Genomic DNA, 26,738 nt, shown 5'->3' with positions numbered 1-26,738 from the left:
CCCAAATTCTGTTTTTCCCAATCCGTCTGATTTTCTTCATGACGGCCATATCCCCAAACAAGCGTTCAGCACACCTACACCTTTAATTAATACCCGAGAACCATATGCAATTAACCGAACTCAAAGCCCTCCACGTATCCGCCCTGCTTGAAATGGCAGCCAGCTTGGAGATTGAAAATACCCAACGGATGCGCAAACAAGAATTGATGTTTGCGATTTTGAAAAAACGCGCTAAGGGCGGTGAGACTGTTTTTGGTGATGGCACATTAGAAGTATTGCCTGACGGCTTTGGTTTCTTGCGCTCTCCTGAAGCCTCTTACATGGCCTCTCCAGACGATATCTACATCTCCCCTGCGCAGATTCGCCGCTTTAACTTGCACACTGGTGACAGCGTAGAAGGTGAAGTACGTACCCCCAAAGATGGCGAGCGTTACTTTGCTTTGGTGAAAGTGGACAAGATCAACGGCTTAGCTCCAGAGGCTCTCAAGAACCGCATCATGTTCGAGAATTTAACGCCGCTGCACCCAAATCGCACTATTCATTTAGAGCGTGATATCAAAGCTGAAGAGAATTTAACTGGCCGCATCATTGACATGATCTCGCCCATTGGTTTTGGTCAGCGTGGTTTGATTGTGTCCTCACCCAAATCCGGTAAGACCGTGATGATGCAGCATATTGCCCATGCAATCTCTGCCAACAATCCAGATGCTATTTTGATTGTTCTGCTCGTGGATGAGCGCCCAGAAGAAGTTACTGAAATGCAGCGCTCGGTTCGCGGTGAAGTAGTTGCCTCAACCTTTGATGAGCCAGCCGTGCGTCACGTACAAGTTGCTGAGATGGTCATCGAAAAAGCCAAGCGCTTGGTAGAGATGGGCAAAGACGTGATTATTTTGCTCGACTCTATTACCCGTTTGGCGCGTGCCTACAACACCGTAATTCCATCATCAGGAAAAGTTCTATCAGGCGGTGTGGACTCCAATGCATTGCAACGCCCAAAACGCTTCTTCGGCGCGGCACGTAATGTTGAGGAAGGCGGCTCCCTCACGATTTTGGCAACCGCTTTGATCGAAACTGGTAGCCGTATGGATGATTTGATCTATGAGGAGTTCAAGGGAACTGGCAATATGGAAGTTCACCTAGAGCGTCGTTTGGCTGAACGCCGTGTCTACCCTGCGATTAACCTCAATAAATCCGGTACCCGCCGTGAGGAATTGCTGGTTAAAGCGGAAAACCTACAAAAAATCTGGGTTTTACGCAAATTATTGGCTGACATGGATGATATTGAAGCAATGAACTTTATCGTCGATAAGCTCAAATCAACTAAAAATAACGGTGAATTCTTCGATTTAATGCGTAAAGGCGGCTAATTTACCCTTGGGGAAGTAGCAAAAGCGCTCTTTCCCATTGATTTCATGGCATAATTTCGCCTTTAACGCTTTACTAATTTGCTTTTAACTTGGGTAAGTATTTAGCTTAATCCTTTGATTAACTTAAACGGCTGCTCGCTAATAGGACTAACAATGAAACCTGGCATTCACCCCGAATATCGTGAAATCGTCTTTGTAGACGTTTCTAATAACTTCAGCTTCAAGACTCGCTCCACCATGTCCACTAAAGAGACAATCAAGTGGGAGGATGGCAATGAATATCCATTGGCCAAGATCGAGACTTCATCTGAATCTCACCCTTTCTACACCGGTACCCAGAAGATTATGGATACAGCTGGTCGTGTTGAGAAATTCCGTCAGAAATTCGGTAGCAAGTCCGTTGCCAAGTCTACTGGTGATGGCGCTGCAAAAACTGCTGAGAAAAAAGCAGCTGCTGCAGAAGCGAAAGCTGCTGAAAAGCCAGCCAAGAAAAAGGCTTAATTTACTTAGTCACTTTGTAGGGCTTTGGGAATTCCTTTCCCTACGAGATAATCAAGGCAGCGTTTGCTGCCTTTTTTATTACTAATTCATACATGGTTAAACTCACCGCCGCCGCCACAAAATCTATTCCACGCATCATTATTTTTGCGTTGACCTTGGTCTATGGCTTTGCCGGTTTGTTTCTTCGGGATCCCTGGAAAAATGAGGATGCCATTGGTTTTGGCGCCATGTGGAATGCGCATCACGGCAATACTATTGATTGGATCGTGCCGCACTTAGCGGGACGTGATTTATCGCTGGGCCCCCCTTTACCTTATTGGATGGGCGCTACCCTCATAGACCTCTTTGGTCCTTATATTGGTGATGCCAATGCTGCACGCCTCTACTCTGCGATTTGTTTTTTTGCATCTGCATTAGCTATTTGGTATGCGACCTATCTTTTAGGTCGGCGCCAAGAAGTCCAGCCCATGGCCTTAGCGGTAGGCGGACAACCCGATCGCAAGAGTTATGGCATGACCTTGGCCGATGGCGCTCTACTCATCTTTTTGGCTTGCGTAGGCTTAGCGCAACGTGCTCATGAGACAACACCAATGATGGCGCAACTCATGGGGCTCTCCATTGTCTTGTATGGCACCGTACGCGGCTTAGATAAGCCCTGGCAAGGTGGTTTGTGGACAGGTCTTGGCATTCTGATTGTTGCACTCTCGAGCAACCTCACTCTATCGCTGATCGTAGTGAGCTCTACTATCGTGGCAGTGATTGCCAGCAATGCCAAACTACGCTTTCGGTGGACATTGACTAGCATTGTCTTTGGCTTAATTGGTTTTGCAGTTTGGCCAGCGCTTTGGCATTACTTCAATCTCACTCCTGAATGGCGCCACATTGCACAAGCAGGTTGGCGCAACATGCCTGAGATGCAAGCAAGCCCATCGATTGAGTCGCTTGCCTTCTTTAGCGTGAACTTTTGGGCCTATGCTTGGCCCGTTTGGCCTTTAGCAGCGATCTCTCTAGCCCACTGGGGTCAGACTAGGGAGGCGGGTGGTTGGCGCGCCCCCCATCTATGCATTCCATTGAGTCTATTTATTGGCGGCTTGATTTATGTACTCTTCCGTCTCGAGGCGAATGAACATGATCTGATTATTTTGATTCCCAGTTTATCGATTATTGCTGCCTTCAGCTTGCCGATCTTAAAGCGCAGCCTCATCAGCTTTATAGACTGGTTTGCGATGTTCAGTTTTACCTTGATTGCAATTGCAATTTGGGTGATTTGGTTGGCTAAGGTAACGGGCTTTCCAGAATCGACTGCTGCCAATATGGAGCGTTTATTGCCAGGCTTCCAAGGGCAGTTTCATTGGCGCAGTTTTGTGGTGGCAAGCATCATTACTGGAATTTGGTTAGCAGTCGTGCGCTGGAGAACCTCACGCGCCCCTAAGGAAATTTGGCGCTGCCTGATCATCTCTGCCTCTGGTACAACCTTGATGTGGGTTCTATTGATGACGCTGTGGTTACCAACGATTAACTACGCAAAAACCTATCGCTATGTTGCGCAGCGACTAGCTTATGTGAGCTCCAAACATGCTGGTTGTATTGATAGCAGCAATATTGGACTAGCCCAACTCGCATCCTTTGATTACTTCACCAACTTACCTTTGCGCGATGATCCGAGTTGCCCATGGGTACTGACACACAATCAATCGGATGCTAAAGCCTACGCTAGCCTGAACAACAAGAAACTCATTTTGCTTTGGGAAGATCGTCGAGCAGCAGACCGAGATGAGCGACTCAGACTATATCAAGTGCGTCCGGAATAAGTCGTGCTGCACTTTAAGCTCTCGCGTTTACGCGAAGATATCCCCGCCCTTCTCAAATTAGCCGCCCCCTTATTAGTCGGACAATTAGCAGTAATTGCATTCGGTGTACTCGATACCGCAATGACCGCACGCTATTCCGCAGATGATCTTGCCGCTCTTGCCATGGCATCCGCTATCTTTATTAGCATTTATGTTGGGCTTACTGGAGTGATATCGGCATTAGCACCCATAGCAGGGCAACTTTTTGGAGCCAAGCGCTTTGATGAAATTGGTGAAGAGGTACGTCAGGCAGGCTGGCTAGCGATCGGACTGACTTTGCTCGGATGCCTCATTCTGACTAATGCAGAGCAAATTCTGAAGATTTCACATATGACTGCCGACATTGAAGGCAAGGCTCGCTTCTACCTCAACATCTTGGCATACGGCTTACCTGCCAGCATGGGCATGCGCATTCTGATGGCGCTTCACAATGCCGTATCTCGCCCAGCTGTGATTACTGTTGTACAACTGATTGGACTGGGATTAAAGCTCCCCCTCAATTTATTATTTATCTATGGCGGCTTTGGAATTGCTGCAATGGGCGGTCCAGGCTGTGCTGTCGCGACCATCATCGTCAATTGGTTTTGGCTCATCATTACCCTCAGCTTTGTATTACTTGATCGCTTCTATCAGCCCTTCCAAATCTTCAGCCGCTTTAGCATGCCTGATTGGCATCGCATTTGGACCCTTCTTAAGCTAGGCACGCCAATTGGTTTTAGTTACTTGATCGAAGTTACTTCATTCACCTTCATGTCTTTATTTATCGCTAGGCTTGGGACAACTGCCTTAGCAGGACACCAGATCATTGCCAATATGGGAACCGTCATCTACATGGTGCCCCTCTCACTTTCGATAGCAACGATGACGCTGGTATCTCAATCGATTGGCGCCAACCAGCAAGAGCGTGCGGAGGAGATTGGTTGGTCTGCGGTTTTCTTTACCACCTGCCTGTGTGTCTTCATTGGTTGTGCAGTGTGGTTCTCGAAGTTTGCACTGCTAGATTTGTATGATCCCCCGGCGGCTGTGAAGGTATTTTCGGTGCCGCTCTTTTTCTTCATCGCCTTTTATCAAGTGTTTGATGCTTTGCAGGTCACCGCAGCTTTTATTCTGCGAGCCTATCGAATTGCCTTTTGGCCGATGATCATTTATGCAGGCTCCCTGTGGGGTGTTGGCCTCGTGGGAGGTTATTTATTGGGCTTTAATGTGTTTGGCAATACGCCGCAATTTTTACAAGGTGCCAGCGGCTTTTGGGCTGCTAACAGTATTAGCCTCGGTCTTGCAGCCACCCTCTTGCTGTATCTCTTTAGAAGAACGGCTGCGCGCTTTGAAGCTACGCATCCGCCCATTCAGGTTTAAATTCTTCTAAAAAATTAATTACCTTTGTAACTGGGTACTTGATTCCCCTTAGCATACATACACTGCTGATAAGCAATGTTGTACTGTCCTTGTGCCTGGTTTTCCTTACCGGAAGCATTGATCGCACCTAAACCAGCTCCCCCTAAGAGTCCAACACCTGCACCAGTACCGACGTTGGTATGACTACCCCCACCAATCACAGCGCCAGCAGCCGCACCTAAGGCAGCGCCAACCAGTGCACTAGTGGCACCATCTTTTAAAGCGGCATTCGAGGTGTCCTTAACCGCATTTGCAGCGAACTCACGGCATTGCTGATCTTCTTGCTGGAATACCTCAAATGGCTTGCCTTGACGAGGCATAACGGCAACCGTTGGACCAGTTGGGGCAGATACACACGCTGCCAAGACACTAATTAATCCTGCCGATAAGATGACACGCTTCATTTTTAAATCCTATAAAAACACAAAAAATTAATTACTTGGTGGTGGCCCAGATTGGTTCGCTGGCGGCAATGCCGGCTGAATTTTCCAGGTACCAGCACAGGATTCTACATAAGGATAGTATTTCCCACTTTCAGCGCAGTAATACCATACAGATGGTTGTGGTTGTGAAGCCAATACCACTGGCTGAGGAGGCGCCATATAAACAGGGGGTGCTGCATACACTACAGGTGGGGCATATCCCACTACAGGATATGGGTAGCCACCATAGTAACCGGCTGGTCGCCAAGGGCCGCCATAAGGGCCTGGGTACCAGCCGCCGCCACCTACCGAAACATTCCAACCTACATAAGGCCCTGCAAATGCCGCACTTGGCAGCAGGCTAGCTAAGGATCCACATAAGATCCAAAATAAGGGGATAATTTTCTTCATATTCTTCATTGACCGTTCCTTATCCATTAGACTCCTTTTGCCACATAAATACTTACGGCTTGTGGTAATTTTAATCCGCTTTAATCCTTGTCTTGTGCACTACCTTACCCCACTTGAGCGCCTCAGACTCAATCAATTTTGACAAACTCTCAGGGCTTCCTGGGGCTGGATCCAAACCATTCGCTAAAAGTTTACTGCGAACTTCTGGATCATTGAGGGCTTGCTTTGTAAGCTCATTTAAGCGCTTTTGGAGCGGTAATCCCAGATGCGCTGGAGCCATTAAGGAAAACCAAGAGACCGCCTCAAACCCTGGCAGGCCTTGCTCTGCTAGCGTAGGAATTTCTGGGGCAGAGCGTGAACGTTTTAAGGTCGTTACGCCCAGCGCCTTAATGTCTCCAGAGCGAATTAAAGGTAAGGCTGAAGATAGGTTATCAAACAGCATGGATATGCGACCACTCAGTAAATCCGGCAGTGATTGCGCGCGTCCCTTATAAGGAATGTGACGTATCTCGATTCCAATCATCTCCTTCAATAACTCACCTGACATATGCAGTGAGGTGCCCACACCAGAAGAACCAAATGTCAGTTGATTGGGTTTAGCTTTAGCCAATTCAATGAGCTCTTGTAGATTACTTACCCCGAGCTGTTTATTGACCACCAATACATTAGGTGTGCTTGCCAAAAAACTAATTGGCGTGAAATCCTTCACTGGATCAAAAGAGATCTTTTCGTAGAGAGCTCCATTAATCGCGTGTATACCGACGGTACCAATTAACAAGGTATAACCATCAGGCTCACTTTTGGCCACTAGATCTGCCCCAATATTCCCACCAAATCCAGGTCGATTCTCAACCAAGACAGGAACGCCCAGTGCTTGCTGCCAATGTTGAGCTAAGACACGAGCCAAGATATCTGGTGCTCCACCTGGGGTAAAACTGACAATCACTTTAATAGGCTGTTTGGGCCAAGCTTTTAGGGGGTTGTTTGCGCTCTGGGCTTGGGCACAAAGACAATGTGCGAGATTGATAAGGATGATGCATGCAGCTGCAAGGAAGATCCTCGCTGCCTTAGGATATTGCAGCATGAGCAAAAAAGGTGGTATTAAAAACCGAAGCGAGTTCGCAATGCAATCAAGCCATCATAAGCAATGGGATTATCTGCACAAGGACCCATGCCACACTCTAAGAGGGTAGAAAGCAGATTGGCAAAAACAAGCAGCATGAAAATCAAAATCAGCGCATTGGCAAACCAAGAGCGTGAACGCACTTCACGATTAGGCAACATTAACAAAATCGCTTGGCCACCTAGAAGACCCAAGGCACCAATGAATCCCCAGGTATAGAAATGCAAGCCCAAAAAAGGACTTCCATAGCCAGGGTCGCCAGGAGCAATATGCAAGAGGATCTGGCGCAAGGAAACCATCATGCCAACCAAGCCACCAAATATCCCCCACCCATAGTGAGCAGAGTGTGCGCCACAACGAATATTTAAAGCAATCGCGCTTCCTATCACGACAAAACCAACTCGTTGTAAAAGGCATAGCGGGCAAGGTAGTTCACCAAAATAAAACTGATCTACGAATGCATAAGAAAGAACACCAATAATTGCCAGCAAGCAGAGTTGGTTGCCTAGGGCTGCAAGCGAGGGGAAGGAATGTTTGCTCACAGGCTAATATTCAAGTGATCAGTAGCGTGGAAATGGAACCAGTACATCAGAATTGCAACGGTAATGGCCACTGCAGTTAAAGCGGGCAGGCGTTTCTCAAACCAGACAAAGACCAGTCCGATAAAGGCTGTCAGGAAAGGGAGGAACATATACATAAGGGAATTCTATATCAGGATGTGGGGATAAGCCAGAAAGACAGTTTTGAGGGTGCTTTTGTATAGAATGGGCCCATGAATACCACCCCTAATAGCACTCATAATGCACCCTGTCTTCAACTAGAGGTAACCGGGGTGATGGCTCGCATTACCTTTAATAATCCCTCGGCACGCAATGCATTGACCTGGCCAATGTACGAGCAATTGAAGGCCATTTGCGATCAGCTTACAAAAATGCCGGAAATACGCGTTGCCATCTTGAGGGGCGCTGGTAATCACGCTTTTGTATCCGGTAGCGACATACAGCAATTTGTCGACCTGAAAAAGAATGTTGCCTACGAAGAAGCAGTTGATCATATTTTTCGCGCTTTTCAACACCTCCCCTTTCCAACGATTGCTCTCATCGAGGGGGTTGCAACGGGTAGCGGACTTTTAATTGCCACGGCATGTGATTTTAGAATTTCAACGCCGGAAGCCCGCTTCGGTATTCCAGTCGCGAAGACTTTAGGAAATTGTCTATCAGCAAGCAATCTTTCTTGGCTCAGTGCCCATCTGGGTGTTCCAATGATCAAGAGAATGTTGCTCACTGCCGAATTAATCAAGGCACCTGAATTACTAGCCTCAGGCTTCCTATATCAAATTGCTTCGGCTGAAGAAATCACTCAGGCGGGAGATGCACTAGCAGCCACAATGACCGCTCTCGCCCCTTTGACGCAAAAATCTACCAAAATTGTTTTGGCCCAATTGATTGAAAGCAATTTGCCAGACTGTGCTGCCATCATGCGAGAGACGTATAACAGTTCAGACTTTAAAGAAGGCGTGAAGTCCTTCCTAGAAGGAAGGCCTGCGCAATGGCAAGGAAAATAAGTTAAGAGCGCCCGTTTAAAAACTGCAGAACAATCTGGTTAAAGTAATCTGGGGTCTCAATATGAGGAACGTGGCCGATATTCTCAATCGGTACTAGTTTGGCATTTGGAATTGCTACTGCCGCTTTGCGACCAAGCTCTGGGAAATTACCAAGCGCTTTAATTGCTTCGGGTGGAGCAAAACGGCGCCCAAATACGGTCTTATCTTTTTGACCGATAACCAGCAGAACCGGCATCTTGAGATTAGGTAAATCACCGACTACTGGCTGGCGATCAATCATTTGATACGTTAAAACGGATGCCTTGGCATAGGCAGGATAATCAGCCCCTTTTTGTACGCGCACATACACTTCTATAAAGCGCTCGTACTCAGGTTTCCATGTTGGGAAGTAGCTTTGCAAAAAGCGTCGGTAACTCATCTCGGTCTGAGCCATCTCTAGTTTTAAAAGATTGGCATTGGTTTGCGGAGGAATATCTTTACTGTAATCCTCCAAGCCCAGGGGATTTTCAAGAACCAATTTTTCCACCATACTCGGATAGAGAATAGAAAACCGTACGCCCAACATTCCACCCATTGAGTTAGCGATCACATTGACGCGTTTAATTTTTAAATAGGTGAGCAATGCCTTAGTGTTGGCAGCTAACTCATCAAAATGGTAGTCCACATCGGGCTTAGATGATTTACCAAAGCCAATTTGATCGGGTGCAATCACACGGTAACCGGCTTGCGTTAAAGCAGCAATAGTTTGCGCCCAATAATCGCTCGAGAAATTTTTCCCATGAAATAAAACCACGACACCCTTCTGCTCTCCCTGGGCCGCTTGATCCATGTACACCATGCTGACCGCTTGACCCTGGAGCTGCGTCTTAAATTCATGCGTTGGGTAAGGATAGGGCCAAGTGCTTAAGCCCAGATCCAAGGGGGCTGCCTGCTCAAAAAGATTGTGGCTTGGGCTTTGAAGCTGCGCCTGAGAATTCGATGCAGTACTGTTCGCACAAGAGGACAGAAGAACGCCTCCTCCAAGACTGATTGCAAACAATATAAACAGCTTAAGCATATGCACTTTCTTGTGAAATAACCGAGTTAAATAATCGTCAATTTGAGAGGGGTCAAGTCCTCAACCAAACCTTCCAAAACATCACCTTTTTTAATTGGCCCAACACCTGCTGGTGTACCAGAGAAAATGAGGTCGCCAGCTTCCAATGTAAATAAAGTCGAAAGATAGGCAATCGTATCAGGTACATTCCAGATCAATTGATTGAGATCACCAGACTGACGTACTTCACCGTTCACCATGAGCTGCACAGAGCCATGCGTGGGGTGACCATAGATTGCGGCTGGCGTAATTGCAGCGCAAGGAGCAGATTGATCAAAGGCTTTACCAGTATCCCAAGGGCGACCCATTTTTTTGGCCTCCCCTTGCAGATCACGACGCGTCATATCTAGTCCTACCGCATAACCATAGATATGCTCAAGGGCTTTATCGGCAGGAATATTTGCTCCACCTTGAGAGATAGCAACTACCATCTCAATTTCATGATGCACGTCATTAGACAGATCTGGATAAGTCATATTGTTGCCGTCAGCAACAATCGAACTAGCTGGCTTCATGAAAAAGAAAGGTGGCTCACGATCCGGATCATGGCCCATCTCACGGGCATGGTCAGCGTAATTTCTGCCAACACAAAAAATTCGATTAACAGCAAATCGACGAGTCTCTCCCACAACGGGTAAAGAAACAATGGCTGGAGGATCAATCACGTAAGTTGAATTCATTTACAGTCCTTTGCTGAGATTACTTGGGTTTAGAGATGTTGCTCAATTTCAAAAATAAGATGCTTAATGCTAATGCAAAAGTGAGGGCATTGGCCAGAATCAGTGGCCACTTTTCAATAATCAAGCCGTATACCAACCATAAACCTACACCGGCAGTAAATAGACTATACATACCAAGAGAAATGCCTGAGAGATCCCTGGTGCACCAAGACTGTAGCGCTTGTGGCACAAATGCAATGGTAGTTAAAAAAGCGGCGCAGTAACCAATCAGCTCTACATGATGTGCCTCTAAGACCATGATGGTTATGGCAATGGAATAGAGAGAATAGCCATAACCGTTAAGGTATCGCTGCTATTGGTAAATCCTTTGCCTATACCCGCTTGGAATGGTAATGGACCACCATCGCAATAGACTTTGAGAAAAACCAATTGCTGGGTATTTGGATAGGAAATCGGGCCCGAGCCAATTTGGTTGTAGTTCGAATAGAACTCAGTTCCCACAGACCAATCTGGAGCAACTTCCCTAGAGATCCTAATTGCTGTATTGAAGTCCGGGCCTTGATGAACATATGGCTGAGATAACTGTTGGTCAAAAATCGGATTGATCACAAACAACCACTCATCAATATGCTTGCCCAAAATAAAGCGCGCCTCTGAGTTATAACGAGATTGCTCATACTGAGGCAGCGTATTAGAAAGCTCAATATTGACACCAGCAAACACGGGGTCGCCCTTCTCTTCGTGATAAGGCAACCACTTCATCCGCACCTTAGCGCCAGCATAATTCCAAGTGCTATTGTTCACCACCGAGTTGATATACAAGCCCGCTTCAAGATCATGACCAAGACCATAGGCATATTCCGGGGTAATGCGGGTATTGTTATTGTTCATGACCTCGCCAGGGTAGCTGGGAGTCTTAACACCTCTTGGGGTGTTATTCAAATGCAACTCGAGGCTCTGCTCTCCCTTGGCATTGATTTCATCGTCATAGACCTGAATTTCATCTTGCAGAACTGCCTGACTGATTGATGGTATTACCACCAAAAAGGCAATCAGAAATAATCTAAGGAGTAGGCGGGCTTGCATCGGCAAGAGTTTAACAATGATTAGGGTTTTTTGACTTGCTCACTCCAAAGTTGCCAAGGGCGCCCTATGGTTTTCTCAATGGTCTCTTGTGCCGCTAGAGCCTCGCCAGGGCTGAGGTACTGAACTGTACCCATCTTCATCGCTTCGGACTGGATGCTCGCATTCTGGATGGCATAAATACTACGGAAGACAACCTTCTTGATTGAATCTGCTCCTGCTGCATAACCATGACCTCGCATTAAGACAAAATACTGTAATCCTAATGTGCTAGCCAAAGCATCGCCTAGGTCGGGGTTCCCAACAAACATATCTGAGTCTGGGGTCGGCTTTGCAAAATGACGGATCTCAAACAATGGGGCGCCCTCACCCAAAAAAGCACTCATGTGGTAGACCGGCTTCAGAGTTGTACCGGTTAGGCCAAAAGGTAGCAGTGCAGAAGCATGGCCATGCACCACTGAATTAATATCAGGCCGATTGCGCAAAATGCCACTATGAATAAATCGTTCACCGTATGCAGTGCGAGCATCTCCATTAAGGGGGCGTCCATTCATATCAAATTCCATAATGTCTTCGACCTGGACAACCGAAGGTGCAATGCTACGAGATAAGAAAAAAGTATTTGGGTTGCTTGGATTGCGAACGCTGATGTGCCCATAGCCGTCGACCGCATTTTGCTGATACAAAATATGATTGGCTAACACAAGTTCTTCAACTGCGAGCTTCACCGCTGGAAACTGATCCATCTGCTCTTGCACTGTAGCCGCATTGCTGATGGTCGCCACCAAACATGCAAAACCAAAGAAAAGATTTCTTAATAAGGTATTTCTACTCACTCGATATTCCTCGGTTTTAAATAAATAAGCCACCCAAAGGTGGCTGACCCAAAAGTGAAATGAAGACTTAGCCCAAGGTGAATTTAAGCTCACCCAGTTTCTCAACATAACTGACTACCTTATCGCCCTTTTTCAGCCAAACTTGCTTGTCTTTTGGCATGCCCAAAATCACACCTTGTGGAGTGCCTGTAAAGACAATGTCCCCTGGCTCTAAGGCCCAATACTTACTGATGTAAGAAAGCATATGTTGGGTATTGTGGATAAAGTCAGATGTATTCGAGTTTTGACGCATCTCGCCATTGACCCAAGTCTGAATCTTCAGGTTATTGGGGTCACCCACCAAATCGCTAGTAACAAAATAAGGTCCAATGGGTGCGTACTGGTCTAAAGTTTTACCAATCATCCACTGACCGCTTGGAAGCTCTAGCTGCAGATCGCGTGATGAAAAATCATTTGAAGTGCAATACCCCGCTACATAGTTCAAGGCTTCCGCCTCTGGAACATTACGCATGCGCTTACCAACCACAATTAATAGCTCAGTTTCATAATCAAGCTTATAAGAAATCTCCGGTGGCGGGATTTCTAAGACACAGTTATGGGCAGCCAAACTATTGTTGTACTTATTAAAGAGTGGCGGCACTGCTGGACGCGCCATACCAACTTCATCAGCATGCTGGCGATAGTTCAAGCCTACGCAAATAATTTTTCCTGGATTCTTAAAGAGACGGCCATACGTAATCTTGGACTCATCCAAATAAGGTACGCCAGATTTATCAGCGCTCGCCACCACCTTATTAAATCCGGCTGCATTACCTTCTTGAAGCAATTGATCGAGCGTCAAAGGCGCTGAAATTTTCATTTTCTTTGCCACGGCACGAACATCAATGACGCCCTTAGGAGTCACAACTCCGAGGGTCTCAGTGCCGTCGGGATTTTTAATGGAAAGAATTTTGCTGTTTTTAACCATCTCATGTGGACCACTGTAAATATCCCCGCCCCACACTGAAGTTGGATGTGCGGATGCCTCTTGCATCACACCCATTGCAGAAGCTGCTACGAGACCAGCACCGGATGCAGAAACGGTTTTAATAAATTGACGACGTGAACCCATTATTACTATCTCCTAATATTGTTTTATATTTTTAGACTACTTTTGAGATAGTACTGCACTTGAAAATGTTGCGCTAGAAAAAACAGATCCAGAGAATCACCCAGGGGGGGGTTAGCCCAAACCAAATGCTAGCGCCACATGATAGGTGATAAAGGATGCCAAATAAGCCAAAAAGAATAGGTAGCCGAGCATAATCACAGGTATTTTCCAGCCTCCTGTTTCCCGCTTAACGGCTGCAATAGTAGACAAGCATTGTGGTGCAAACACAAACCAAGCCAGCAAGGAAAGTGCGGTTGCTAAGGACCATCCGCTAGAAATGAGAGGAATCAAAGCATCGGCCGCATCCGCACTCGAGCTTGATAAGGCATAAACAGTTGCAAGCGAGCTCACAACCACTTCACGCGCTGCCATTCCGGGCACCAAGGCAATACTGATCTGCCAATTAAAGCCAATAGGCGCAAAGATATGAGCCAAGCCGGCACCCATCATGCCCGCAATACTATATTGAATCGGAGAACCCGTAGCACCCTCAGGCGGCAAAGGAAAGCTCGATAAAGCCCATAAAGAAATGGTCATGACCAGAATGATTCCACCCACCCGACGCAAAAATATTTCTGCACGCTGCCACAAGCTGATCGCTAAATTGCCTAGGCGCGGCAGATGGTAGCTAGGCAACTCCATCATCAAGGCATTCATCCTAAATTGCTCACTTGTAAAACGCTTGAGAATCCATGCAACTGCCATGGCTCCAAAAATGCCAGCAAGATAAAGCATGAACAACACTAGGCCCTGCAAATCAATGCCAGCCCAAAGCTTTCTATCGGGGATGAATGCCGAAATCAATAAAGCGTAAACGGGCAAACGCGCTGAACAGGTCATCATGGGTGCAATTAAAATGGTCACCAAACGATGGCGTGCATTAGAAATACTTCTGGTAGCCATAATTCCAGGAATGGCACAGGCAAAGCTCGATAAGAGTGGGATAAATGATCGACCCGAGAGACCTACTGAGCCCATCACTCGATCAAGCAAATATGCGGCGCGTGGCAAGTAACCCGATTCTTCAAGCAACAAGATAAAGAAAAATAGAATCAAAATTTGCGGCAAGAATATGACTACCCCGCCTAAGCCTGCCAAAATACCGTTGATCAACAAGCTCCGAAACCAATTATTCGGCAATAAAGCACTTAACTCTCCCCCAAGATACTCAACGGATGATTTAATCAGCTCCATTGGTAAGTTGGCCCAACTAAAAACCGCCTGGAATATGAAAAATAAGAGTACGGCCAAAATAATGGGGCCGATGATTGGATGCAATAGAACAGAGTCCAAGCGGTCACTAAAACGATCGGGAATTACCTGATCCAAATTCAAATTACGCAGAATTTTTTGAACCGAGACATTATCCGTCTCCGCATGCGCAATGTGCTCCCCGATCTTTTCTTGATCCAAATCAGTCACGCCTGAATGAAGGCTATGCAAATTGCGCCAATCCAATTCATTGAGATAGCGCTTAATATCATCCGCGCCATTTGCTTGAATACCGATACTAGTCAAGACCGGCAAACCAAGCTCTCTTGACAATGCAGTAGTATCAATTTCCAAGCCCTGTCGTTTAGCAATATCAAGCATATTCAGAACGACGACACAAGGAATCCCCAGACGTTTAGCAGCCAAAACAAGTCGTAAGTTTCTGCGCAAGTTCATTGCACTCAAAACGCAAATCACTAAGTTCGGTTTTTTCTCGCCCTCCGCTCTACCCATAAGGACATTGCAGGTCACGCGCTCATCTAAGGACCGGGGATACAGACTGTAGGCTCCGGGCAAGTCCAAAACGCGCAGCACTTTTCCTGAGGCAAGCGTCAGGCGGCCTTCTTTACGCTCAACGGTGACACCAGAGTAATTGGCAACCTTCTGCCGACTGCCGGTGAGTAAATTAAATAAGGCTGTTTTCCCACAGTTTGGATTACCCAGCAGGGCAACCAAAGGCTCGCTTGGAAAAAAGTGGATAGTTGATTCAGGCATTTGGAATAGATTCCACTGCGATCATACTTGCTTCAGACTGACGCAATGCAAAAGTAGACGCACCAACACGAACCATGTAAGGGCCTTTACCCAAAAAACCTTTGCGTAGTAATGTGACCTGTTCTCCTGGCAAAAAACCAATATCTTCAAGCTGCCCCTTTAATTGAGGGGCACCCTTAGGGGCATGAATCCCGCTAACACGGTATAAATTGCCTAATTGGACTTGATCCAAGTTCATGGAAAGCGGTCACTTTTTAATTTAATAAGAACGATTCTCATTATATACCCCCTATTTAAGGGAAAAATTGGGTATGGCTATGTCGACTCGCCCATAGCTTTCTGATATGGTGCTGTCAATAACAACACCTATTTGCGATGTGAGATATGTACCTACCAAAACTTTTTCAAATTGAAGATGCCGCGCTACTGGGGGCATTTATCCGTAAATATCCATTTGCAACCGTGGTTGGTATTTTGAATGGTCAAAGTGAAATTAATCACCTCCCCTTAATGCTCAGCGAGGATGGAACACGTTTGCATGGGCATATAGCCAAAACAAATCCAATTGCCCAAATTGCATCGCAAGGTCAACCTGAATTAACCGCCATCTTTCATGGTCCACACGGCTACATCACGCCCTCTTGGTACCCCTCTAAAAAAGAGACTGGCAAGGTAGTACCGACATGGAACTATGCAGTGGCCCATGCTCACGGTCAATTGAAGTTAATAAACGATTCTGCCTGGTTACTTGATCACGTTTCTACATTAACCAATCTACATGAACCTACCTATCAATCAAGCTGGAAAGTAAGTGATGCCCCTGAAGAATATATTCAGATGATGCTCAATTCAATTGTGGGCATTGAAATTAACGTTACAAGACTTACCGGCAAGTTCAAACTCAGTCAGAACAGACCTGCAGAAGACTATGCAGGCGTCGTAGCCCATCTAGAGCAATCACCCGATCAAATACTGCAGGAGATGCTCAGCTACATGAGTAATCAAAAATAATCTAGGGCGCTAGATATCCGTGCTTAATTAAGATATTTTTTGCAGCTGCACTTTGCATGTAATCATAAAGTTCAAGTGCTGGTGCTGGCGGGTTTTTTAGCAGAACCATACGCTGTTTAATTGGTTGGTACATGTCTGGCGGCAAGGCAATGAATTGAATCGTTTGTGCCAACTCAGGCGCCTGCGCTAATGAAAGCGCCGTAAAGCCCGCACTTGCAACCCCAGTACTGACATAGACTGTGGGAATAGAAATATTCTCCCCAAAAACCAATTTATCCTTGACGCCATCCCAAAGCTTGGCAGCCTTTAGGTACTGAACTGCTGCTTTGCCGTAAGGCGCTAAATCTGGATTAGCAATCGCCACTTTGTTTGCCTTTGCCAATACAAACTCAAAGGTGACACCTTTTTCTAAGTGAGTACCGCTTACTCTGCTCACAATTAATGCCAACTGGCCTATTGCATAGACCACACCACCATCCCGAGTAAGACCCTCTTGCGATAAACGCTGGGGAAAGGATTCATCAGCAGCAATGAATAAAGAAAATGGTGCGCCCTGGCGTATTTGAGCGCTCAGGTTTCCAGAAGATCCATAAACAATACGCATCTTATTCGGATGCGCCTGCGAAAAATCAGCATACATCTCTTCAAATGCTGGCTTCATATTGCTAGCAACCGCAATAGTTATATTTTGCGCAAATGTCATTTGACTAAATGCCAAAGCAATGAGCATCAGGAGTAATTTAAACAATGGCATCATTTGTTGTTGGGGCAATAAAAAAGTCGGCCCATGGATAGGAGCCGACTTCAAGTAAACCACAAATCAATTACGCAAATAATTTCAAGGCACTTAGGAATGTTTTATAAATACCCCAAGCTAATGGGACACCAACAAAAGCCCATGCCAATATCACTGTAAAAGTGGATGTGTGCTCATGGCCGGCTTGACCCCCCACCAATGCGCCTGATGCCTTTTCATGAGCCAAACGCTTTTCTTCTGCCAACTCAGCATCAGTCATAAACCATTTATCGGCAACCGGGCGAATCAATAGGTTTGCAATCAAACCAATCACCAGCATACCAACCAAAATATACATAGTTTGGTTGTATACCTGACTCTTGGGAATACCTAAGCTCAGCTGATAGTCACGCATATAGTTGACCACCACTGGACCCAAGATGCCGGCTGTAGACCATGCCGTTAACAAGCGCCCATGAATCGCACCAACGTTTTGTGTGCCGAATAGGTCGGCAAGGTAAGCAGGCACTGTCGCAAAAGCACCGCCATACATACTTAAGATGATGCAAAAAGCCCCAACAAAGAGCATCAAGCTACCTGCAGCTGCACTAGAAGGAATACTAAAATATAGCGCACCACCTAAGATGAAAAACACACTATAAGTTAGCTTGCGACCCAATTTGTCAGAGATGCTTGCCCAAAAGAAGCGGCCAACAATATTAAATAGACTCAGTAAGGCGGTAAAGCCTGCAGCAATCCCAGCGATCGCAGCAAGTTGACCTTTATCTAACTCACTAAATTTGAGCGCATTACCAATCAAGCTACCGGCGAAAATTTCTTGGAGCATTGGGGATGACATACCAATCACGCCAATACCTGCCGAGACGTTCATGGTGAGCACCAGCCAAACCAACCAAAATTGAGGGATGCCCCAGATTTTTTTAACGCTCACACTTCGGGTGGTAATCATCGCCTTAGATGCATCAGCAGCTGGTTGGCTCCAGTCCACTGGCCTCCAGTCACTAGCAGGGACACGGTAACTCATTGCACCGACGATCATATAAATAAAATATATAACGCCCATCACCACAAAGGTTTGCGCCACGCCAACTGATGTGGAGGTTGCAAAGCTTTTCATGAGCATTGCTGCTAGTGGCGAACCAATCATAGCGCCACCACCAAAGCCCATAATCGCCATACCAGTTGCCATACCGCGGCGATCCGGAAACCATTTAATCAAGGTGGACACAGGTGAGATGTAGCCAAGACCTAGACCAATGCCACCAATCACGCCTGAACCCAAAATCATCATCCAAAACTGGTGAAGGTAAATACCCCAGGCAGAAAAGATCATTCCACCACCCCAACAGCAAGCTGCAACCACTCCAGCTTTACGAGGGCCTGCACGCTCTAACCAGCCACCCCAAATTGCAGCGGAAATGCCCAAGAATACAAAGAACAGGGTGTACATCCAACCCAATGTGGATATTTGCCAATCACAAGTTGTGGTGAACAGTTGAGCAAAGAATCCAACGTCAGCAGCACATTTAATTGCCTCTGTGCCACCCTGAGATACACCCAATGCCTTGGATAGGGGAAGCCAAAATACAGAAAAGCCATAAGCCATACCAATACATAAATGAATTGCTAGTGCCGCCGGTGGTACTAGCCAGCGATTAAATCCTGGCCCCGCAATCGTTCTCTCTTTATCTAAGAATGCAAACATTCCATCTCCTTTATTGGCGTATCTTTTGACTAATTACTTTTTATATTTATATGCTCAAAGCTCATTACTGTATAAATGAAAATAGCTTATTTGTAAGTCGGGGTAATCCCCACGAAAATTGGTGCATCGCAACATGTTGAGCTAGTTTATGAGATGATGTCCATCAAATTTTTAAATGGAATCAATCATGAAAAAACTAGCACCCTTCTTTCTTGCGCTTGGCATCCTCTGGGGCAGCGCACATGCAGCGGAAGAAAAAAGCATCATTGTTTCCTCAACCACCTCCACAGAGCAATCTGGCTTATTTGGTTACCTCCTCCCTATCTTTGAAAAGAAATCTGGCATTAAGGTCAAAGTGGTTGCAGTAGGTACCGGTCAAGCATTGGATATTGGCCGCCGTGGAGACGCTGATGTTGTCTTTGTGCACGACAAACCTGCCGAAGAAATATTTGTTGCAGAAGGCTACTCCACCAAACGTAGTGAGGTCATGTACAACGATTTCATCCTCATTGGACCTAAATCAGATCCAGCCAAAATCGGAGGTGGCAAAGATATTCAAATTGCCTTCCAAAAAATTGCTACCAGCCAAGCGCCCTTCATTTCCCGAGGCGATAAGAGTGGCACCAATGCTGCGGAGTTGCGCTATTGGAAAGATGCGGGCATTGCAGTCTCATCCTCAAGCCCTTGGTATAAAGAGACTGGATCAGGCATGGGGCCCGCACTAAACTCTGCATCAGCCATGAATGCCTATATCTTGGCTGATCGAGGTACTTGGCTGAGCTTTAAAAACCGAGGCGACTTGGTTATTTTGGTTCAAGGCGATCCAAAACTCTTTAATCAATATGGCGTCATGTTGGTAAATCCAATCAAATTTCCTCAAGTCAAAAAAGTGGAGGGCCAGCTGTTTATTGATTGGCTCGTCTCTAAAGAGGGACAGGATGCCATTGCAGGCTACAAAATTGATGGTCAGCAACTCTTCTTTCCTAATGCCAAAAAATAAGCTTGCTTACGAAGATTAAATTGGCATAAATAAAAATGCCTATCAGATCAGTCTGATAGGCATTTTTTCATAACAGCCTGAGGCCGCTATTTATTGAGGTTGATGCAATTACTTCTTTGGAGGAGCCATAAAGCCGATGATGGTGTCATCTACGAACTCAACCATGACGTCGTCACCAGTCTTGAATTTTTCAAGGCCTAATACGCTTTGGTCAACCTTCACTTTTTGCTTCTCGCCACTTGGCATTGTGAATGTCACTACGCGTGTCTTGTAATCAATAGTACCAATTTTGACTGTTGCATAGATTGTGTCGGTAGTTTCTTCGAAAGGCTTCGATGTTCCTTTTCCAGAAATAACTACTGAACGCACACCAGATACGCCTGGTTTTTGATCTTTAGAAACTTTAATCAAGCCAACTGCAATCGCTTGTGCATGCTCTACAGCAAAAATATCGCCTTTTTTAATCCGATCCAAATCGTTTACTTTTTTGGATACATTCATTTGCAACATATTGCCATTAGCATCTTGCAAAACAACGATGCGCTTACTTACATCAACGGATTGAACCGTTGCGGTAATAATGGCAGCTTCAGCAGCCAAAGGAAGCATCTTGGCAGGAGCCTGAGCAAAAACAGAGGATGCAGCAAAAATACCAATTGAAGCAACTAATGCAGCAAGTAAGGATTTCTTCAAGATAACTCCTAAATAAAGAGGGGGTTGGTAAAAGCGGGGTTTATATTAAATACCGTCATTTCATTGTAACCATCAAATAAGACCTTTTTGCTAGCTATTTTTACAAGCTAGGGGTTTTACTAGGTTTTAGCTTGCGCCTATTTGGTAAATTAAACCCTATTCCATTAAATTACGCCCAACTTATACAAAGAATTGCTTGAATATTTTGATTCAATCCTGGGAGCAAGCTCAAAAAGCTGCTTATCCAATTCGCGCCCTGGTTTTCATTCAAGAGCAAGGGGTGCCAGAGCATTTAGAGCTTGATGAATTTGACCCTATTGCCTGCCATGCCTTAGCCTTTGACAATAAGCAATGTGTGGGCACAGGCCGGTTGATCAAAAATGGTACTCAGGGACAAATTGGTCGAATGGCAGTGATGTCCGAGTTTCGAGGGCAAGGGATTGGAAGCGCAATCCTTACCCAATTAATAAATACTGGACGCGCTAATGGTATTGAACAATTTCATTTGCATGCTCAGGTAAGCGCGCGCTCTTTTTATCAACATCATGGTTTTATAGCAGAAGGTCTGCTTTATGAAGAGGCAGGCATCTTGCATCAAAATATGACTTTGTAACTCAATCACACATATTAAGAAAAAGATGACTACTGCTGCCGATGCTCCTTTTTTGTTTCGTGTTTGCTACTCTGATACGGATGCTGCTGGTGTTGTTTACCATGCCCGCTATCTGGAGATGTTTGAACGCAGTCGAGCAGAGTGGCTTTATCAGCGCAATCTAAGCCCTTCCCTATTAGTGAGAGATTACAACCTGTTGTTGCCCGTGCGCGAACTCACCATGAGCTTTCATAAACCAGGGCGCCTAGATGATGTATTGGCCATTGATCAGCTCATCGAACACCGTAGTAGAACCCAAATTAAAGTACGTCAAACCGCCAAACGCACTCACCCAGAGGATCCAAACATAGAGCCAGAGCTCATTGCGACTGTTGTCATCCATATTGTGGGGGTCGATGCCACTACCTTGAAGCCCAAAGCATTGCCGGATTGGCTCTTTCCTCTAGAGCCCACAGGCCAATGACTTAAAATAGAGACTCTTACTGCAAACACACTAGTGCGGCAGCTCACCCCATTGGCCGGGATAGTCGTTTAATTGAATACGGGCCAATTTTTCATTGGCTCATATGTTATTCACAGATTTAGGTTTATCTCCGTCCATTCTCCGTGCAATAGAGGAAGAGGGCTACACTAGTCCCACCCCTATCCAGGAAAAATCTATTCCGGCAGTACTCAAAGGGGGCGACCTTTTGGCTGCCGCACAAACCGGCACTGGTAAAACTGCAGGCTTTACCCTCCCCATTCTGCAACGCCTTACAAGCAATACAAAAGCGAGTTCTGGCAAGCGCCAGCTGCGTGTACTCATTCTGACGCCTACTCGTGAATTAGCGGCACAAGTTCAAGAATCGGTTGTGACCTACGGAAAATACACTGGTCTGAAGTCGACAGTCATCTTTGGTGGCGTTGGTGCCAATCCACAAATCAAAGCCATTGCTGCTGGCTTAGATATTTTGGTCGCCACTCCCGGACGCTTACTAGATCTGATGTCGCAAAAATGTGTATCCCTTGATGCCATTGAAATTCTTGTTCTGGATGAAGCCGATCGCATGCTCGATATGGGCTTCTTACGTGACATCAAAAAGATTTTGGCGGCACTGCCTAAGCAACGCCAGAATCTTTTATTCTCCGCCACCTTTTCTACTGAGATTAAAGCATTAGCCGATGGTTTACTCAATTCACCCGCTTTAATTGAGGTGGCGAGAAGCAATAGCACCAATGAGGCAATTGCTCAATTAATTCATCCGGTCGATAGAGGCCAAAAGCATCCTTTGTTAGCACACCTCATTCAAACCAAGCAATGGAAACAAGTATTGGTCTTTACCCGCACTAAACATGGTGCCAATAAATTAGTTACCCAACTAGAAAAAGATGGCATTACCAGCATGGCAATTCATGGTAATAAAAGCCAAAGCGCTCGCACCAAAGCCTTAGCTGAATTTAAAGATGGCAAGATCACCGTTTTAGTTGCTACTGATATTGCTGCCCGAGGGATTGATATCGATCAACTCCCCCATGTTGTGAATTACGATCTACCCAACGTGTCTGAAGATTATGTTCACCGTATCGGCAGAACGGGTAGAGCTGGCTCAAACGGAGTAGCAGTCTCGCTCGTGTGCGTTGATGAACACCAAATGCTCAGAGATATTGAAAAGCTGATTAAGCAAAAGCTACCGCAAGAGATCATTGCTGGATTTGAGCCTGATCCAAATGCCGTTGCGCAACCCATTCAATTGCGTAGTCAGCAACATCAGCAATCTCGTAAAACTAGACCGGCCAGTGGTAGCGCCCCCAAATCCAGTCAGGGAAAGGCGCCCACTCATCGCTCTAACCCGCCCAAGAAAAGCTTTAGTCGGTAATAAGTCGCCCGTTTAAAATGGCTTAATACCTTCATAACGCTCACCACCACCAAACTCAACACTGCTGGACTAGACTTAGCCAATTTACCTGGAGTGCATGCCTAAAGCTTGCAAGAGGCTCTCAATGCTCAGCTCAGATCTCATGGCAAGCAGTGCCTCTACTTTCAGATGTGCAGGCATTTGCTGATCTAGGGGTTATCACCGGTGCATCTGGACGCAATTGGTTAAGTTATGGCAACGATGTAAAACTTCCAGCAGGTTTTACGCAAGCTCAACAGGCTTTATTGAGCGACCCTCAAACTAGTGGTGGCCTATTAGTTTCATGCAACCCCGCTAGTGTTGATGCTGTTTTAGAAATCTTTAAAAAGCACCAATTCATGAATGCAAGTGTTATTGGCCATATAACCGCCCAAGCAGCTCACTTGCTCACCATCTCAAATTAAAGATGTACAAGAAAAAAGCCTGGTTCTTTTTAAAAACCAGGCTTTTGTTTTTATTGGATCGCAAGAATTATTTCTTGGCTTCCATCGCCTCTTTAGTAGCAGTGATTTCTTTACGACGCTCTTTGCATGCACCAGCAATTTCTTGCAAGGCTTTACGTGCACGAGCAGCAGAAGCTTTAATGCCCTTCTCAATGAACTTCTCATTTTCCGCTTTGTATGCCTCAAAAGCAGCTAGCAATGTATCGTGTTGTGACATCTTGTCTCCTATGAATGGATTTAATTTATTTGCTTAAGCGCGCAGCTCGGAGCCAGTATATATCCATAAAAACTAGAAGGGTTCACCCTCTAAATCAGGGAAAACTCTTAGAAATACCCCTTTAAGGGGGTATTTTTAGAGATCTTTAGTAAAAGCGCTCGGGGCAATCGTATTGCGAATAATCCCAACCCCAGTAATTTGAGTCTCCATGACATCGCCTGGTTTTAAAAACTCTGGAGGTGTACGGCCATTACCAACGCCAGAGGGAGTACCAGTAGCAATGATGTCGCCTGGCAATAAGGTTAAGCCACGTGAGAGCTCGGCAATAATGGTCGGGATCTTAAAATACATTTGCTTGTAGCTGGCATTTTGTTTTTCAACGCCATTGACGCGGCAGATCACACGCACATCATCCAAGTTCACGCCACCTGCAGTAACCACCCAAGGACCCATTGGTCCATGGCCATCCAAGCTCTTGCCTTTGAACCACTGACCTGAGTGACGCTTTTGCTGAATATCACGCGCAGTAGTGTCATTGAAGGCAGAGTAGCCAAAAACATAATTCATGGCATTTTCTTCGGAGATATTAGTGCCCTTCTTGCCAATGACAACGGCAAGCTCAGCCTCCCAGTCAATCATGGTTGAATTGCTAGCGTCGTATGGAATGGTATCAAAGGGGCCATTCATGGTTTGAGTGCCCTTACTAAAAAATACTGGGACCTTTGGATATTCAGTAACGCCTTTATCAGCGCGATGCAGCTTACCCTCTTCAAAGTGGTCAAGGTAATTCCAGCCAACGCAATAGATGTTGCTCTGCGGTTTTGGAATGGGTGATAACAAAATTACCTGATTTACATTTTGTAAATTTGCACCACGGTTCTTGAAGATAGCCGCCAACTCAAGTAAGCCTGAGTTACCAGATCCAGCCAAGGAAATCATCGATGTGGGGTCAAATGACAATGTCAATTTCTGACGGGCAGCCTCAGCGGGAATATCCACTACCAAACCATCATTTGTCACTAAGCCGAGCCTGGAGGATGCACCCATTTTCGGCAAGTAATTCGCAACCCGAAAACCCGCCTTGCCAGTCAAAGGCTCCACAATAATTGGTTGGCGCTCTTGACCAGCCATTGCCGCCTGCGATAAAAACATACCTCCTAAAGCGGCGGTTGAACCCATTTTCAGCACATCCCTGCGATTTGTATCCACAACATCTCCTTTTATTTTTAGATTCGCCTATTACTGGCAAGTATTTGTAAGTCAAATCTTAATACAAACGCATCAGTTGGCAGAAAAAGCGGATTGCCGATATGCTTGTAGACATGAGATCAACTTCCTCCTGTTATGGATTCATTGCACTAGCATGCTCTTCCATCTTGATGGTGGGCTGCGAGCGGGATAGCTATACAAGCTGGTCCTGCAAAAGTCCGGAAGGCATCAAAACTGCCATGGTGCTCAAAAAGGCGCAAATGCTGCTCCAAGAAAAGAATTTTAGTTACTGCGGCAGCTTGGGTGAAAAAAGCTATTTTGATGAGAGCTGCCCCACAGACATCCAAAATAGCTCCATCCTCTTTGTCCCAGTAAGCGGAGCCCTTCAAATGAACCATCAAGAATATCGCTGTGACGCACTCTAAACAAAAGAACCCCATCAGTCCAAAAAAATTATTGCTAACCAAGTGGACCGCCGTTCAGCCGCTGAAAAAAGAGAAGCATTTTTTGGTATCAAAAGTCATTCTGCCCGAACCCCCTTCGGAAAAGATTGAATACATTGAACTAGAGGCGGTTTACAGCAAAAATATTTTTCAGATTGCCTGGCGAGAATTAAGCGATCCTAGCCTGTGGATACAAGGCTGGAAATAAAAAGCCGCCCATCAAGGCGGCTGGTTTATTGCAAAGGCACTGTCTATTGCTTGGTTGCAGGTGTTTTTTTGGCTGCAGTAGCTTTGCTTGTATGCGCTTCTAAATTCTTTTCAGCGGCATCGGCAACTTGATTGACTATCTTGCGACCTTCTTTAAACATCTTTTGTCCGGTAGTGGACATTTCATGAACCACCTTCGAAAGTTTATCGGCATGAGCAGGCAGCTTGCTTTCGGCATCTTCAAGCCAACCAACTAGCGAGCTACGTACTTTTTCAAGATGCTTCTCCGTTTCGTCTGCAGCGCTTTCGCCTAAATCTTTTAGTAGTGACTTCACTTTTTTATGGTACACAGCAGCGCGCTTGCTAGCTTGCTTACCAGCCTCCTCTTGCAAATCTTTTAACTTAGCAAGATCGTTTTTTGCGGCTGACTTAGCACTATCGAGTGCATTTTTCATGCCCCACTCAATCTCCGCCATATGGTGATCACTTAGTTCTTTAGCGCTTTCTAATAATTTATGCGAGTAGGCAAAAAGCTCTTTTGCTTTTTCACGTTGCCATGCTTGAAAATCATTCTTATCCATCATCTCTTCCTTATTTGGGTTGATATTGGGTAACGCATAGATCACTCTATACCGAAATCATGCACTTGCCAATTGTCAATTCAATGACTATTAGAATGTAGCCATGAGTGAGAGAAAAAGCCCTTATGAAGCTATTGGCGGTATCGACAAGGTTGATGAACTCGTGGATCGCTTCTATGATTTAATGGCCTTGGAGTCCGGCCTAGTAGAATTGAGGGCCATGCATCCACCCGATTTATCAGATTCACGTGAAAAACTGAAATTTTTCCTCACCGGCTGGATGGGCGGTCCTGATGTCTACTCCCCCAAATATGGCCACCCTATGCTCAGAGCAAGGCACCTACCTTTCAAGATTGGCATAAAAGAGCGCAATCAGTGGCTAGTGTGCATGTACAAAGCCATGGAAGATTGTGGCATTACAGGGGAAGTGGCCACACAACTGGAGGAAGCCTTTCTCAAGACGGCTGACTGGATGCGTAATCAACCTAATTAAAGTGTGG

At 45.8% G+C, this 26,738-nt stretch carries 33 protein-coding genes; 14 read left to right on the top strand and 19 right to left on the bottom strand.

The window, feature by feature from the left end; all coding sequences use genetic code 11:
- Positions 1 to 104 precede the first annotated feature (104 nt).
- From rho to BOQ04_RS01740, 4 genes are all read left to right on the top strand, one after another.
- Positions 105 to 1,367: a transcription termination factor Rho gene (gene rho, locus BOQ04_RS01755; RefSeq protein WP_076023043.1), complete on the top strand. Its 1,263-nt coding sequence runs from the start codon at positions 105 to 107 to the stop codon at positions 1,365 to 1,367.
- A 153-nt stretch (positions 1,368 to 1,520) separates the two neighbouring features.
- Positions 1,521 to 1,868 carry a type B 50S ribosomal protein L31 gene (locus BOQ04_RS01750; protein ID WP_076023042.1) on the top strand — a complete coding sequence of 116 codons (348 nt, stop codon included), beginning with the start codon at positions 1,521 to 1,523 and terminating at the stop codon, positions 1,866 to 1,868.
- A 92-nt stretch (positions 1,869 to 1,960) separates the two neighbouring features.
- Positions 1,961 to 3,679: an ArnT family glycosyltransferase gene (locus BOQ04_RS01745; RefSeq protein WP_076023041.1), complete on the top strand. Its 1,719-nt coding sequence runs from the start codon at positions 1,961 to 1,963 to the stop codon at positions 3,677 to 3,679.
- A gap of 3 nt (positions 3,680 to 3,682) precedes the next feature.
- The gene (locus BOQ04_RS01740) at positions 3,683 to 5,074 is read left to right on the top strand and encodes an MATE family efflux transporter (protein WP_076023040.1); all 1,392 of its coding nucleotides are present in this window, start codon (positions 3,683 to 3,685) and stop codon (positions 5,072 to 5,074) included.
- Between the two features lie 14 nt (positions 5,075 to 5,088).
- Here the strand turns inward: BOQ04_RS01740 and BOQ04_RS01735 are convergent, their stop codons facing one another.
- The 5 genes from BOQ04_RS01735 to BOQ04_RS10690 all read right to left on the bottom strand — a co-directional run bounded on the left by BOQ04_RS01735 (position 5,089) and on the right by BOQ04_RS10690 (position 7,760).
- The gene (locus BOQ04_RS01735; RefSeq protein ID WP_076023039.1) at positions 5,089 to 5,517 is read right to left on the bottom strand and encodes a hypothetical protein; all 429 of its coding nucleotides are present in this window, start codon (positions 5,515 to 5,517) and stop codon (positions 5,089 to 5,091) included.
- A 27-nt stretch (positions 5,518 to 5,544) separates the two neighbouring features.
- Complete coding sequence (locus BOQ04_RS01730) at positions 5,545 to 5,946, bottom strand: hypothetical protein (RefSeq protein ID WP_076023171.1); 402 nt, start codon at positions 5,944 to 5,946, stop codon at positions 5,545 to 5,547.
- A gap of 70 nt (positions 5,947 to 6,016) precedes the next feature.
- On the bottom strand, positions 6,017 to 6,892 hold the full coding sequence (locus tag BOQ04_RS01725; RefSeq protein WP_233126601.1) for a Bug family tripartite tricarboxylate transporter substrate binding protein: 876 nt from the start codon (positions 6,890 to 6,892) through the stop codon (positions 6,017 to 6,019).
- Between the two features lie 155 nt (positions 6,893 to 7,047).
- Positions 7,048 to 7,611: a disulfide bond formation protein B gene (locus tag BOQ04_RS01720; protein WP_076023038.1), complete on the bottom strand. Its 564-nt coding sequence runs from the start codon at positions 7,609 to 7,611 to the stop codon at positions 7,048 to 7,050.
- Positions 7,608 to 7,760, bottom strand: coding sequence for a DUF5993 family protein (locus BOQ04_RS10690; RefSeq protein ID WP_158025468.1), 153 nt, complete (start codon positions 7,758 to 7,760; stop codon positions 7,608 to 7,610). Before BOQ04_RS10690 ends, BOQ04_RS01720 begins: the two co-directional genes overlap by 4 nt.
- An 81-nt stretch (positions 7,761 to 7,841) precedes the next feature.
- Here BOQ04_RS10690 and BOQ04_RS01715 point away from each other — a divergent pair, with 81 nt between their 5' ends.
- Positions 7,842 to 8,633, top strand: coding sequence for an enoyl-CoA hydratase/isomerase family protein (locus BOQ04_RS01715; RefSeq protein WP_076023037.1), 792 nt, complete (start codon positions 7,842 to 7,844; stop codon positions 8,631 to 8,633).
- A gap of 1 nt (position 8,634) precedes the next feature.
- On the opposite strand, the gene BOQ04_RS01710 is transcribed toward BOQ04_RS01715, so the two are convergent.
- The 8 genes from BOQ04_RS01710 to BOQ04_RS01675 form a co-directional block, all read right to left on the bottom strand.
- On the bottom strand, positions 8,635 to 9,690 hold the full coding sequence (locus BOQ04_RS01710; RefSeq protein ID WP_076023036.1) for an alpha/beta fold hydrolase: 1,056 nt from the start codon (positions 9,688 to 9,690) through the stop codon (positions 8,635 to 8,637).
- A gap of 26 nt (positions 9,691 to 9,716) precedes the next feature.
- On the bottom strand, positions 9,717 to 10,409 hold the full coding sequence (locus BOQ04_RS01705) for a fumarylacetoacetate hydrolase family protein (protein WP_076023035.1): 693 nt from the start codon (positions 10,407 to 10,409) through the stop codon (positions 9,717 to 9,719).
- Positions 10,410 to 10,428: 19 nt separating this feature from the next.
- On the bottom strand, positions 10,429 to 10,707 hold the full coding sequence (locus BOQ04_RS01700) for a SemiSWEET transporter (protein WP_076023034.1): 279 nt from the start codon (positions 10,705 to 10,707) through the stop codon (positions 10,429 to 10,431).
- 5 nt (positions 10,708 to 10,712) lie between these two features.
- On the bottom strand, positions 10,713 to 11,501 hold the full coding sequence (locus BOQ04_RS01695) for a hypothetical protein (RefSeq protein ID WP_143742133.1): 789 nt from the start codon (positions 11,499 to 11,501) through the stop codon (positions 10,713 to 10,715).
- 14 nt (positions 11,502 to 11,515) lie between these two features.
- Entirely contained in the window at positions 11,516 to 12,328 is an 813-nt protein-coding gene (locus BOQ04_RS01690; RefSeq protein ID WP_158025467.1) for a class II aldolase/adducin family protein, read from the bottom strand.
- A gap of 67 nt (positions 12,329 to 12,395) precedes the next feature.
- Entirely contained in the window at positions 12,396 to 13,439 is a 1,044-nt protein-coding gene (locus BOQ04_RS01685; RefSeq protein WP_076023032.1) for a fumarylacetoacetate hydrolase family protein, read from the bottom strand.
- Positions 13,440 to 13,550: 111 nt separating this feature from the next.
- Complete coding sequence (gene feoB / locus BOQ04_RS01680) at positions 13,551 to 15,464, bottom strand: ferrous iron transporter B (RefSeq protein ID WP_076023031.1); 1,914 nt, start codon at positions 15,462 to 15,464, stop codon at positions 13,551 to 13,553.
- Positions 15,457 to 15,702 carry a FeoA family protein gene (locus BOQ04_RS01675; protein ID WP_076023030.1) on the bottom strand — a complete coding sequence of 82 codons (246 nt, stop codon included), beginning with the start codon at positions 15,700 to 15,702 and terminating at the stop codon, positions 15,457 to 15,459. The genes feoB and BOQ04_RS01675 overlap by 8 nt, the downstream gene beginning before the upstream one ends.
- A gap of 146 nt (positions 15,703 to 15,848) precedes the next feature.
- Here BOQ04_RS01675 and BOQ04_RS01670 point away from each other — a divergent pair, with 146 nt between their 5' ends.
- Positions 15,849 to 16,475 carry an FMN-binding negative transcriptional regulator gene (locus BOQ04_RS01670; protein ID WP_076023029.1) on the top strand — a complete coding sequence of 209 codons (627 nt, stop codon included), beginning with the start codon at positions 15,849 to 15,851 and terminating at the stop codon, positions 16,473 to 16,475.
- 1 nt (position 16,476) lies between these two features.
- Here the strand turns inward: BOQ04_RS01670 and modA are convergent, their stop codons facing one another.
- Both modA and BOQ04_RS01660 read right to left on the bottom strand, forming a co-directional pair.
- Positions 16,477 to 17,232 carry a molybdate ABC transporter substrate-binding protein gene (gene modA, locus BOQ04_RS01665; RefSeq protein WP_198929263.1) on the bottom strand — a complete coding sequence of 252 codons (756 nt, stop codon included), beginning with the start codon at positions 17,230 to 17,232 and terminating at the stop codon, positions 16,477 to 16,479.
- Positions 17,233 to 17,299: 67 nt separating this feature from the next.
- Positions 17,300 to 18,937 (bottom strand): OFA family MFS transporter, encoded by a 1,638-nt coding sequence (locus BOQ04_RS01660; protein WP_076023027.1) that lies wholly within the window; start codon positions 18,935 to 18,937, stop codon positions 17,300 to 17,302.
- Between the two features lie 187 nt (positions 18,938 to 19,124).
- Between BOQ04_RS01660 and BOQ04_RS01650 the strand changes: the two genes are divergently transcribed.
- Positions 19,125 to 19,937, top strand: coding sequence for an ABC transporter substrate-binding protein (locus BOQ04_RS01650; RefSeq protein ID WP_076023026.1), 813 nt, complete (start codon positions 19,125 to 19,127; stop codon positions 19,935 to 19,937).
- A 108-nt stretch (positions 19,938 to 20,045) separates the two neighbouring features.
- Here the strand turns inward: BOQ04_RS01650 and BOQ04_RS01645 are convergent, their stop codons facing one another.
- Positions 20,046 to 20,630, bottom strand: coding sequence for a hypothetical protein (locus tag BOQ04_RS01645; protein WP_076023025.1), 585 nt, complete (start codon positions 20,628 to 20,630; stop codon positions 20,046 to 20,048).
- 196 nt (positions 20,631 to 20,826) lie between these two features.
- Between BOQ04_RS01645 and BOQ04_RS01640 the strand changes: the two genes are divergently transcribed.
- The 4 genes from BOQ04_RS01640 to BOQ04_RS01625 all read left to right on the top strand — a co-directional run bounded on the left by BOQ04_RS01640 (position 20,827) and on the right by BOQ04_RS01625 (position 23,542).
- Complete coding sequence (locus BOQ04_RS01640) at positions 20,827 to 21,243, top strand: GNAT family N-acetyltransferase (RefSeq protein WP_076023024.1); 417 nt, start codon at positions 20,827 to 20,829, stop codon at positions 21,241 to 21,243.
- Positions 21,244 to 21,268: 25 nt separating this feature from the next.
- On the top strand, positions 21,269 to 21,706 hold the full coding sequence (locus BOQ04_RS01635) for a hotdog domain-containing protein (protein ID WP_076023023.1): 438 nt from the start codon (positions 21,269 to 21,271) through the stop codon (positions 21,704 to 21,706).
- A 103-nt stretch (positions 21,707 to 21,809) separates the two neighbouring features.
- Positions 21,810 to 23,099, top strand: coding sequence for a DEAD/DEAH box helicase (locus tag BOQ04_RS01630; protein ID WP_076023022.1), 1,290 nt, complete (start codon positions 21,810 to 21,812; stop codon positions 23,097 to 23,099).
- Positions 23,100 to 23,251: 152 nt separating this feature from the next.
- Positions 23,252 to 23,542: an AIR synthase-related protein gene (locus BOQ04_RS01625; protein WP_076023021.1), complete on the top strand. Its 291-nt coding sequence runs from the start codon at positions 23,252 to 23,254 to the stop codon at positions 23,540 to 23,542.
- 67 nt (positions 23,543 to 23,609) lie between these two features.
- Here the strand turns inward: BOQ04_RS01625 and BOQ04_RS01620 are convergent, their stop codons facing one another.
- Together BOQ04_RS01620 and BOQ04_RS01615 are read right to left on the bottom strand one after the other, a co-directional pair.
- Positions 23,610 to 23,798 (bottom strand): hypothetical protein, encoded by a 189-nt coding sequence (locus BOQ04_RS01620; protein WP_011903187.1) that lies wholly within the window; start codon positions 23,796 to 23,798, stop codon positions 23,610 to 23,612.
- 135 nt (positions 23,799 to 23,933) lie between these two features.
- A complete protein-coding gene (locus BOQ04_RS01615; RefSeq protein ID WP_076023020.1) occupies positions 23,934 to 25,007 on the bottom strand; it encodes a fumarylacetoacetate hydrolase family protein in 1,074 nt (357 codons plus the stop codon).
- Between the two features lie 113 nt (positions 25,008 to 25,120).
- Here BOQ04_RS01615 and BOQ04_RS10660 point away from each other — a divergent pair, with 113 nt between their 5' ends.
- Both BOQ04_RS10660 and BOQ04_RS01605 read left to right on the top strand, forming a co-directional pair.
- Positions 25,121 to 25,432 (top strand): hypothetical protein, encoded by a 312-nt coding sequence (locus BOQ04_RS10660; RefSeq protein WP_143742132.1) that lies wholly within the window; start codon positions 25,121 to 25,123, stop codon positions 25,430 to 25,432.
- Positions 25,419 to 25,658 carry a TIGR02450 family Trp-rich protein gene (locus tag BOQ04_RS01605; protein ID WP_076023018.1) on the top strand — a complete coding sequence of 80 codons (240 nt, stop codon included), beginning with the start codon at positions 25,419 to 25,421 and terminating at the stop codon, positions 25,656 to 25,658. The genes BOQ04_RS10660 and BOQ04_RS01605 overlap by 14 nt, the downstream gene beginning before the upstream one ends.
- 43 nt (positions 25,659 to 25,701) lie before the next feature.
- Here the strand turns inward: BOQ04_RS01605 and BOQ04_RS01600 are convergent, their stop codons facing one another.
- Entirely contained in the window at positions 25,702 to 26,238 is a 537-nt protein-coding gene (locus BOQ04_RS01600) for a hypothetical protein (RefSeq protein WP_076023017.1), read from the bottom strand.
- 103 nt (positions 26,239 to 26,341) lie between these two features.
- On the opposite strand from BOQ04_RS01600, the gene BOQ04_RS01595 reads away from it, so the two are divergent.
- Positions 26,342 to 26,731, top strand: coding sequence for a group II truncated hemoglobin (locus BOQ04_RS01595; protein ID WP_076023016.1), 390 nt, complete (start codon positions 26,342 to 26,344; stop codon positions 26,729 to 26,731).
- Positions 26,732 to 26,738: the final 7 nt, after the last annotated feature.

The sequence above is a fragment of the Polynucleobacter sphagniphilus genome, assembly GCF_001953355.1.
GTDB classification, from domain to species: Bacteria; Pseudomonadota; Gammaproteobacteria; order Burkholderiales; family Burkholderiaceae; genus Polynucleobacter; species Polynucleobacter sphagniphilus.
Note: the sequence above shows the minus strand (reverse complement) of the source record. Positions and strands in the feature narration are given on the sequence as shown.